At 68.7% G+C, this 6,462-nt stretch carries 5 protein-coding genes and 2 pseudogenes; 2 read left to right on the top strand and 5 right to left on the bottom strand.

Features of this window, described 5'->3' with window-relative positions:
* Window positions 1-245: 245 nt before the first annotated feature.
* Window positions 246-914, top strand: a complete 669-nt coding sequence (locus E9529_RS20710; protein ID WP_113813087.1) for an ion channel — start codon at window positions 246-248, stop codon at window positions 912-914.
* 114 nt (window positions 915-1,028) lie between these two features.
* On the opposite strand, the gene E9529_RS20705 is transcribed toward E9529_RS20710, so the two are convergent.
* The 3 genes from E9529_RS20705 to E9529_RS20695 form a co-directional block, all read right to left on the bottom strand.
* The gene (locus tag E9529_RS20705) at window positions 1,029-1,730 is read right to left on the bottom strand and encodes a transposase (RefSeq protein ID WP_236833156.1); all 702 of its coding nucleotides are present in this window, start codon (window positions 1,728-1,730) and stop codon (window positions 1,029-1,031) included.
* On the bottom strand, window positions 1,699-2,181 hold the full coding sequence (locus tag E9529_RS20700; protein ID WP_236833155.1) for a helix-turn-helix domain-containing protein: 483 nt from the start codon (window positions 2,179-2,181) through the stop codon (window positions 1,699-1,701). Before E9529_RS20700 ends, E9529_RS20705 begins: the two co-directional genes overlap by 32 nt.
* 61 nt (window positions 2,182-2,242) lie before the next feature.
* Window positions 2,243-2,845, bottom strand: coding sequence for a hypothetical protein (locus tag E9529_RS20695; RefSeq protein WP_236833154.1), 603 nt, complete (start codon window positions 2,843-2,845; stop codon window positions 2,243-2,245).
* 205 nt (window positions 2,846-3,050) lie between these two features.
* Here E9529_RS20695 and nhaA point away from each other — a divergent pair.
* Window positions 3,051-4,030: pseudogene (gene nhaA / locus E9529_RS23010) on the top strand (Na+/H+ antiporter NhaA).
* On the opposite strand, the pseudogene E9529_RS20685 reads toward nhaA, so the two are convergent.
* Together E9529_RS20685 and E9529_RS20680 are read right to left on the bottom strand one after the other, a co-directional pair.
* A pseudogene (locus E9529_RS20685) lies at window positions 4,027-4,942 on the bottom strand (IS5 family transposase). The pseudogenes nhaA and E9529_RS20685 sit on opposite strands and share 4 nt — an antisense overlap.
* 46 nt (window positions 4,943-4,988) lie before the next feature.
* Window positions 4,989-5,999 carry an IS481 family transposase gene (locus tag E9529_RS20680; RefSeq protein ID WP_142023917.1) on the bottom strand — a complete coding sequence of 337 codons (1,011 nt, stop codon included), beginning with the start codon at window positions 5,997-5,999 and terminating at the stop codon, window positions 4,989-4,991.
* Between the last annotated feature and the right edge of the window lie 463 nt (window positions 6,000-6,462).

The following is a 6,462-nucleotide window of genomic DNA, read 5'->3' as shown; positions in this document are numbered from 1 at the left end:
GGTCACGCCCCCGTTCCGCGTCGCGACCGACGAGGAGATCGCCGCGCTCCAGCCGGTCTGGGGTCGTGCGTCGCAGCGGCAGGCGACGGCGGACACCGACCGAGGTCCGGACTCCGGCGAACGGCGGTGACCCGGGCCGGATCGCCGGGCGTCCGACCTCTCGTGGCGGCGGGGCACAGCAGCCGCCACCACCGGTGAGGCCCGTTCTCCGTGGAGGCGAAGACCTCGCTGGCTAGCCTCCGTCAATGCGAGTGATCCGCTTCGTCCGCGATACGCCGTGCGCGACGCTGCTGGGTGCACAGATCCTGGGAGTCCTCCTCTACCCGTTCCTGGAGGACAGCGTCGCCGGCGGGGCGCTGCTGGCGATCTTCGGCTTCCTGGTCCTGGGGCTGGTGGTGATCGCCGTCCGCGCGACCCCGATGCTGTCGTGGGTCGTGCTCCTGGTGGCGGCGCCGGCGACGGTGCTGCTCGTGGCGCAGGTCTTTGTGAGCAGCCCTGGGCTCAATGCCTGGAGCTCCGGGTTCGAGGCGGTGCTGTACTTCTACGCAGCCGCCAGCATGCTGGCCTACATGCTCGCCGACGAGGTGGTCACCACGGACGAGCTGTTCGCCATCGGCGCGGTCTTCACCCTGCTCGCCTGGGCGTTCGCGCACACCTTCGTCGTGGTGCAGGCCCTCGACCCCGGCAGCTTCATCGCCGCAGTGGCACCGAACGAGCCGCGGTCCTGGACGGAGCTGCTGTTCTTGTCCTTCTCGACGCTGTCCGGGACGGGGCTGTCGGACATCGTCCCGGTGAAGGATCACGCGAGGAGCGTGGTGATGCTCGAGCAGCTGGCCGGCCTCTTCTACATCGCGATGGTGGTTGCCAGGCTCGTCGGTCTTTCCGCGGGCCGGATCCGGCGCGGGCTGAAGTAGTCACGCCGCGCCGACAGGCCTTCAGCGGCAACCCGCGGCAGGGGCTCGGAAAGGTTGGTCTCTTCGTTTTGTGATCAAGGTCGCCAGACGGATCCGGCGCTAGCTAGTGCCGGGTCAGGCAACCTTCGCCCTCTTGATGGTCTCGGCTCGGCGGATGACCTTGCGGAGCTTGGGGTCGGTGACGTGCCGGTTCCGCCAGGTGATGTAGCGGCGGATCATGCTGGCCTGCTCGCGGTGGGAGTCGTGGTCGGTGCCGTCGAGGGCGAAGTAGCGCAGCGCGGTGAACTGGGCCTCGATCCGGTTGAGCCAGGAGCCGTAGAACGGCACGTAGGCCAGCTCGACATTGTTCGCCGCGGCCCACTCGCCGACTCGGCGGTCGGTCTTGGTGGACAGGTGCGGGCTGAAGTTGTCCAGCACGATCGCGATCCGTACGTCCGCTGGGTGCAGCGAGCGCAGGTAGCGGCAGAAGGTCAGGAACTCGGTGCGGCCCTTGCGGGACTTGATGTGTCCGTAGAGCCGGTCGGTGGACAGGTCGTAGCCGGCCAGCAGATGCCGCACCCCGTGCGGCCGGGTGTAGGTGGCCCGACGACGCCGGCGGCGCGGCCGCTGCTGCTCACCGATGCCGCTGGCGACCGGGGCCCACTGCTTGCCGGGGTGGGGCTGCAGGTTCAGCGGCCCGAACTCGTCCACGCAAATGACCACGGTCGGATCGCCGGGGCCGGGGCGGCGGTGCCCGTCGGCGATCGCGTAGAGCTCCAGCACCCGGTTCTTCTTGGCCTCGTAGTCAGGGTCGGTGCTGGTCTTCCAGGTCTTCACGGCTTGGAAAGGAGACGCCCTCCTCGCGCAGCAGCACTCGGAGTCCCTCGTGGGAGATGTCGTCGACCACCCCCTCGGCGACCAGGAAGTCCGCCAGCTTCGACAGGCTCCAGGTGGAGAACGGCAAGCCGTGATCGGCCGGCCGGCTCAGCGCGGCCTTCTTGATCTCCTGCCGCTGAGCCAGATCGAACTTCGGTGGCCGCCCGCCGGCGTACTTGGGTTTCAGCGAGTCGAAGCCGTCGGCGTTGAAGTTGTGGACCACGTCGCGCACCCGGTCGGGGCTGGTGAACGTGACCTCGGCGATTTGCTGCACGGCCATGCCCTGGGCTGAGAGCAGCACCATCTGGGCTCTTCGCCAGGTCACCACCGACCCGCTGCTGCGGCGAACCGTTCGCAACAGCTTGTTGCCCTCGTCGTTGCTGATCGGACGGACCTGCACCCGATGCACCATCTCGCATCTCCTGCGGGGAAGACAGGATCAGACGAGCGCAACGGTCCACCCGCTCGGGACCTCAGTCAGGAACGCCGGCCGGTGTGTCGCGAAGCGAGGCGAAGGTTCGCAGCCGCGGCACTAGGTGGTCGCTCGCCAGGCAGTGGCGATGCTGGTCGCTCCGGTGCGTCGGTGCGTCGGTGCGTCGGTGCGTCGGTGCGTCGGTGCGTCGGTGCGTCGGTGCGTCGGTGCGTCGGTGCGTCGGTGGAGGCTGATGTGCGGTGTTGCGCAGGGTGGCCAGGACCTGGGCGGCAAGCCGCGGTTCGGCATTGGCCGTGCTCTTCGGCAAGGTCACGCGGCGGACCCAGTGCAGCCGGTCATCGGCCCGCTCGACCATTCCCTTTGAGACGACGAGGATCCCATGGGGGTGAGCATCTGGCCGTTCGATGATGCGGGACCCGCGCCGCGATCTCTGCAATCCGGGCGTGTACGACATCATCGGTGACCCATTCCTGGTGATCGCCACCAACGCTTGCTTCAGGCGCTGTACTTCGTCCTCGGGGGCGCGCTCGGCAGGCGGGTGCACCTGGGCTACGGACTGGCCGCCATCCTGGGCTTCATCGGCGTCAACCTGGTTCTCCAATGTGCACACGGGGTATGGCCCGGGCACGCGGGAGATTCCCACCTTGCTGTCCCTTGCGGTCACGTGTTGGGGTCCCCGAGCACCAGACCGGGCACGTGGCGCATCCCGGCGGGATCCCGCGGTCCCTCGGCAAGGATGAGCGGGAGACCTCCCCGCGGAGTTCGGGCGGTTGAGATTCCGACCCCGGTCGCGGGAACCTCGCGGGGTTCTTGTCGTAAACGGGAACGGCAGGACGGGAGAAGGCTAGGTGGGCGTCGAAGGGGACGGCGGACGGTTCACGCGGATTCTCTCGCCGGTGCAGAGGTTCCTGCACGCTGAGGCTTCCGGCGGCCTGGTCCTCCTAGTGGCCACCGCGGCCGCCCTTATCTGGGCCAACAGCGCGGCGGGCGAGGGTTACGACTCCTTTTGGCACCGGGAGCTGACCATCGGCGCCGCGCCCTTCGCGATCACTGAGGACCTGCAGCACTGGGTCAACGACCTGCTCATGGCGCTGTTCTTCTTCGTCGTCGGCTTGGAGATCAAGCGCGAACTCGTTGTTGGGGAGTTGCGCGACCGGCGCGCGGCAGCCCTGCCCGCCGTGGCCGCGCTCGGCGGTGTGCTTCTCCCGGCTGCGCTGTTCCTCGCCGTGGTCGGCGGCGGGCCGGCGCGGGCGGGATGGGGCATCCCGATGGCGACCGCATCGCCTTCGCGGTCGGCATCATGGCGCTGCTGGGCGACCGCGTGCCGGCGAGCGCGAAGCTCTTCCTGCTGTCCGTCGCGATCGTCGACGACATCATCGCCATCACGGTCATCGCGGTGTTCTACTCCGACGACATCGCCCTGGGCTGGCTCGGCGCCGCCGCGCTCACTCTGGCATTGGTCACCGCAGCCTGGCGCGCCGGCCTGGCCCGGTGGTGGATCCAGGTCCCGCTCGCCGGTGTCGCCTGGGTCGCTGTCTTCAACTCGGGGGTGCACGCGACCATCGCGGGGGTTGCCCTCGGACTGCTGGTTCCGGCCCGGCCGGTCGACGGGCGGGAGGTCCTTGTCGCGGTCGAGCACCGGCTGCACCCGGTCACCGCCTACGTCATCGTCCCGCTGTTCGCCCTCGCCAACGCCGGGGTGGACCTCGGCGGCGGCGTGCTCGGAGAAGCGGTGGGCAGCCGTCTCGCGTGGGCGATCGTCGCCGGGCTCGTTGTCGGCAAGGTCCTCGGCATAGCCGGTGCGGCCCACCTAGGGCGCGTCTCCTAAGTCGTTAGCCACATGGTGATGGCCCGGAGGACGACGGCTCCTCGGTAGACGGTGGCGAGCCTGTCGTAGCGGGTGGCGATGCCACGCCATTGCTTGTGGTCGTTGAACGAGCGCTCGATGACGTTGCGGCCCTTGTAGGTGATCGGGTCGAAGGCCGGTGGTCGGCCACCGGCCGAGCCGCGGCGAGCGCGATGTCTGACCTGGTCAGACGGTTGCGGGATCACCGCGGTGATACCGCGCTCGCGAAGCATGGTCCTGGTGGCGCGAGAGGAGTAGGCCTTGTCGCCGATCAGCGCTGTGGGGCGGGTGCGTGGTCGGCCTGGCCCCAGTCGGCGCACCGCGAGTTGAGCCAGCAGCGGCTGCAGCATCGGGGAGTCGCCGGCCTGCCCGGGTGTCAGCGCGATGACCAGCGGTCTACCGCGGCCGTCGACGAGCTGGTGAATCTTGGTGGACAGGCCGCCCCGGGAGCGTCCGATCGCATGATCGGGCGGTTCTTCCCACGGGTTCTTGTAACTCGGCTCAGCCCCCTGTGTGGCGCACCGGACGACGGCCGGCGGGCTCCTCCACCCGACTGGCGTTGGTCGCGTGCTGATGGGCCCGGTTGACGGTGGAGTCCACGCTGACCATCCAGTCGATGTCTCCCGCGGCCTGCGCTTCGGCGAGCAGCCGGGCGTGGATCTTGTCCCACGTGCCATCGGTGCTGAACCGGTGGTGCCGCTTCCACACGGTCTGCCACGGGCCGAACGAGGCGGGCAGATCACGCCACGCGACCCCAGTCCGGAACCGGTAGATCACCCCTTCCACGACCTGGCGGTGATCGCGGAAGGGCCGCGATCTCACGCCGTCCGAGGACGGCATCAACGCCTCAATCCGCTCCCACTGAGCGTCGGTCAGCACTCGATCGCGAGACATATCCGCAGCAAATCAGCCCCACCACGCTCAACTTAGGAGACACGCCCTAGCTGTGATGCCCTGCCAGGTTGTTCAACCTGGTGATGGGTGGCGCCTTCCCGACCGCTGAGTGGGGCCGGTGGTGGTTGTACTGGTGGACCCATGCTGGCAGAGCCGCGAGCCGAGCTGACTCGGAGTTGTAGAACTTCTTGAATGCCCAGCCCTCGGTGAGTGTTCGGTGGAAGCGCTCGATCTTGCCGTTGGTCTGTGGGCGGTAGGGCCGTGTCTTCTTCGGCGTGATGCCCAGCTCGGCGCAGGTGTCGCGCCACAGGAAGGAGCGGTAGGCGCCGCCGTTGTCGCTGAGCACCCGGTGCACGGTGACACCTCGTTCAGCGAACCAGGCGACGGCGTTGCGCAGCACGGCGACCGAGGTCTCCTTGGTCTCGTCGTCGCGCGCCTCGACGTAGGCGACCCGGGAGTGGTCGTCGATGACGGTGTGCAGGTAGCACGTGCCGATCAACGGCTGGCGGTACTTGCTCCTGGGTGCACCGGTGCGGGCCACGGTCCTCGCGCGGTTCCTGAACCCCTGTTCCCGGCCGGTGTAGCGCCACCCGCCACCATCGGGGACCCTGCCGAGCTTCTTCACGTCGACGTGGATCAGGTCGCCGGGGCGCTCGTGCTCGTAGCGTCTGATCGCCTCGCCGGTCGCGCGGTCGATGTGGGTGAGCCGGTTGATCCGGCAGCGAACCAGGACCGCATGCACGGTCGAGGAGGCCATGCCGAGCCGGTCGCCGATCTCTACCGGTCCCAGCCGCTGCTTCCACCGCAGGTGCACGATCTTGCGGACCACCGGGGCCGGCGTCCGGTTCGGCTGACGATGCGGCGCCGAGGAACGGTCGAACATCCCCGCGGGCCCCTCGTCGCGGTAGCGCTCGGCCCACTTCTGCGCGGTGCGCCACGAGACGTCGTAACGCTCGGCTGCGCGGGCGGGGGGCCAGCCGTGGTCGATCACCAGCTGACCAAGACGGAGTCGCGCACGAGGCGTCAGGGCAGCGTTGACATGGGTAGCGTGGGCCACGAAGGCCTCCTCTGGTGGCGGAGCGGTTCCTCAACAGCTCCACTCCACACCGGGAGGCCTTCGCCCATCTACACGTCAGACGCTGTGATCGCAGGTCCTCGACCAACGTGCCTGGTCATCACAGCTAGCAGCACGTGGCCGTGGTTGGTCAGGAACGTCCAGGACCGACGGCGGTCCTCAGGCATGTGTTCCCCTTTCGCCGTGGTCCCTCGACGTCGATAGCTGAAGTGTGCTTCACTCGTGTGCAGGAGGGGAGTATCCCCAGCGACGCTTCTGCCGTCAGTACGGTCCCGCCGGAGGGACTCGGCGTAGCGGGCGCCCGGCGACCGCGCCGAGGTGCCGGGAGAGACCTCAGGTCAGCAGTACCGACCGAGGCAGGAGTCTCCGCATGGATGTCCCGTTGTGGTTGTGGTTGGCCGTGCTCGGCGGCATCGTCGCCATGCTCGCCGTGGACCTGTTCGCG

This window comes from Blastococcus sp. KM273128, from assembly GCF_021698975.1.
GTDB lineage: Bacteria > Actinomycetota > Actinomycetes > Mycobacteriales > Geodermatophilaceae > Blastococcus.
Note: the sequence above shows the minus strand (reverse complement) of the source record. Positions and strands in the feature narration are given on the sequence as shown.

Bases quoted from the DNA above. Each gene is read 5' to 3' on its own strand.
- E9529_RS20710 (WP_113813087.1), top strand. From the start codon at position 246: ATGCGAGTGATCCGCTTCGTCCGCGATACGCCGTGCGCGACGCTGCTG.
- E9529_RS20700 (WP_236833155.1), bottom strand. From the start codon at position 2,181: ATGGTGCATCGGGTGCAGGTCCGTCCGATCAGCAACGACGAGGGCAAC.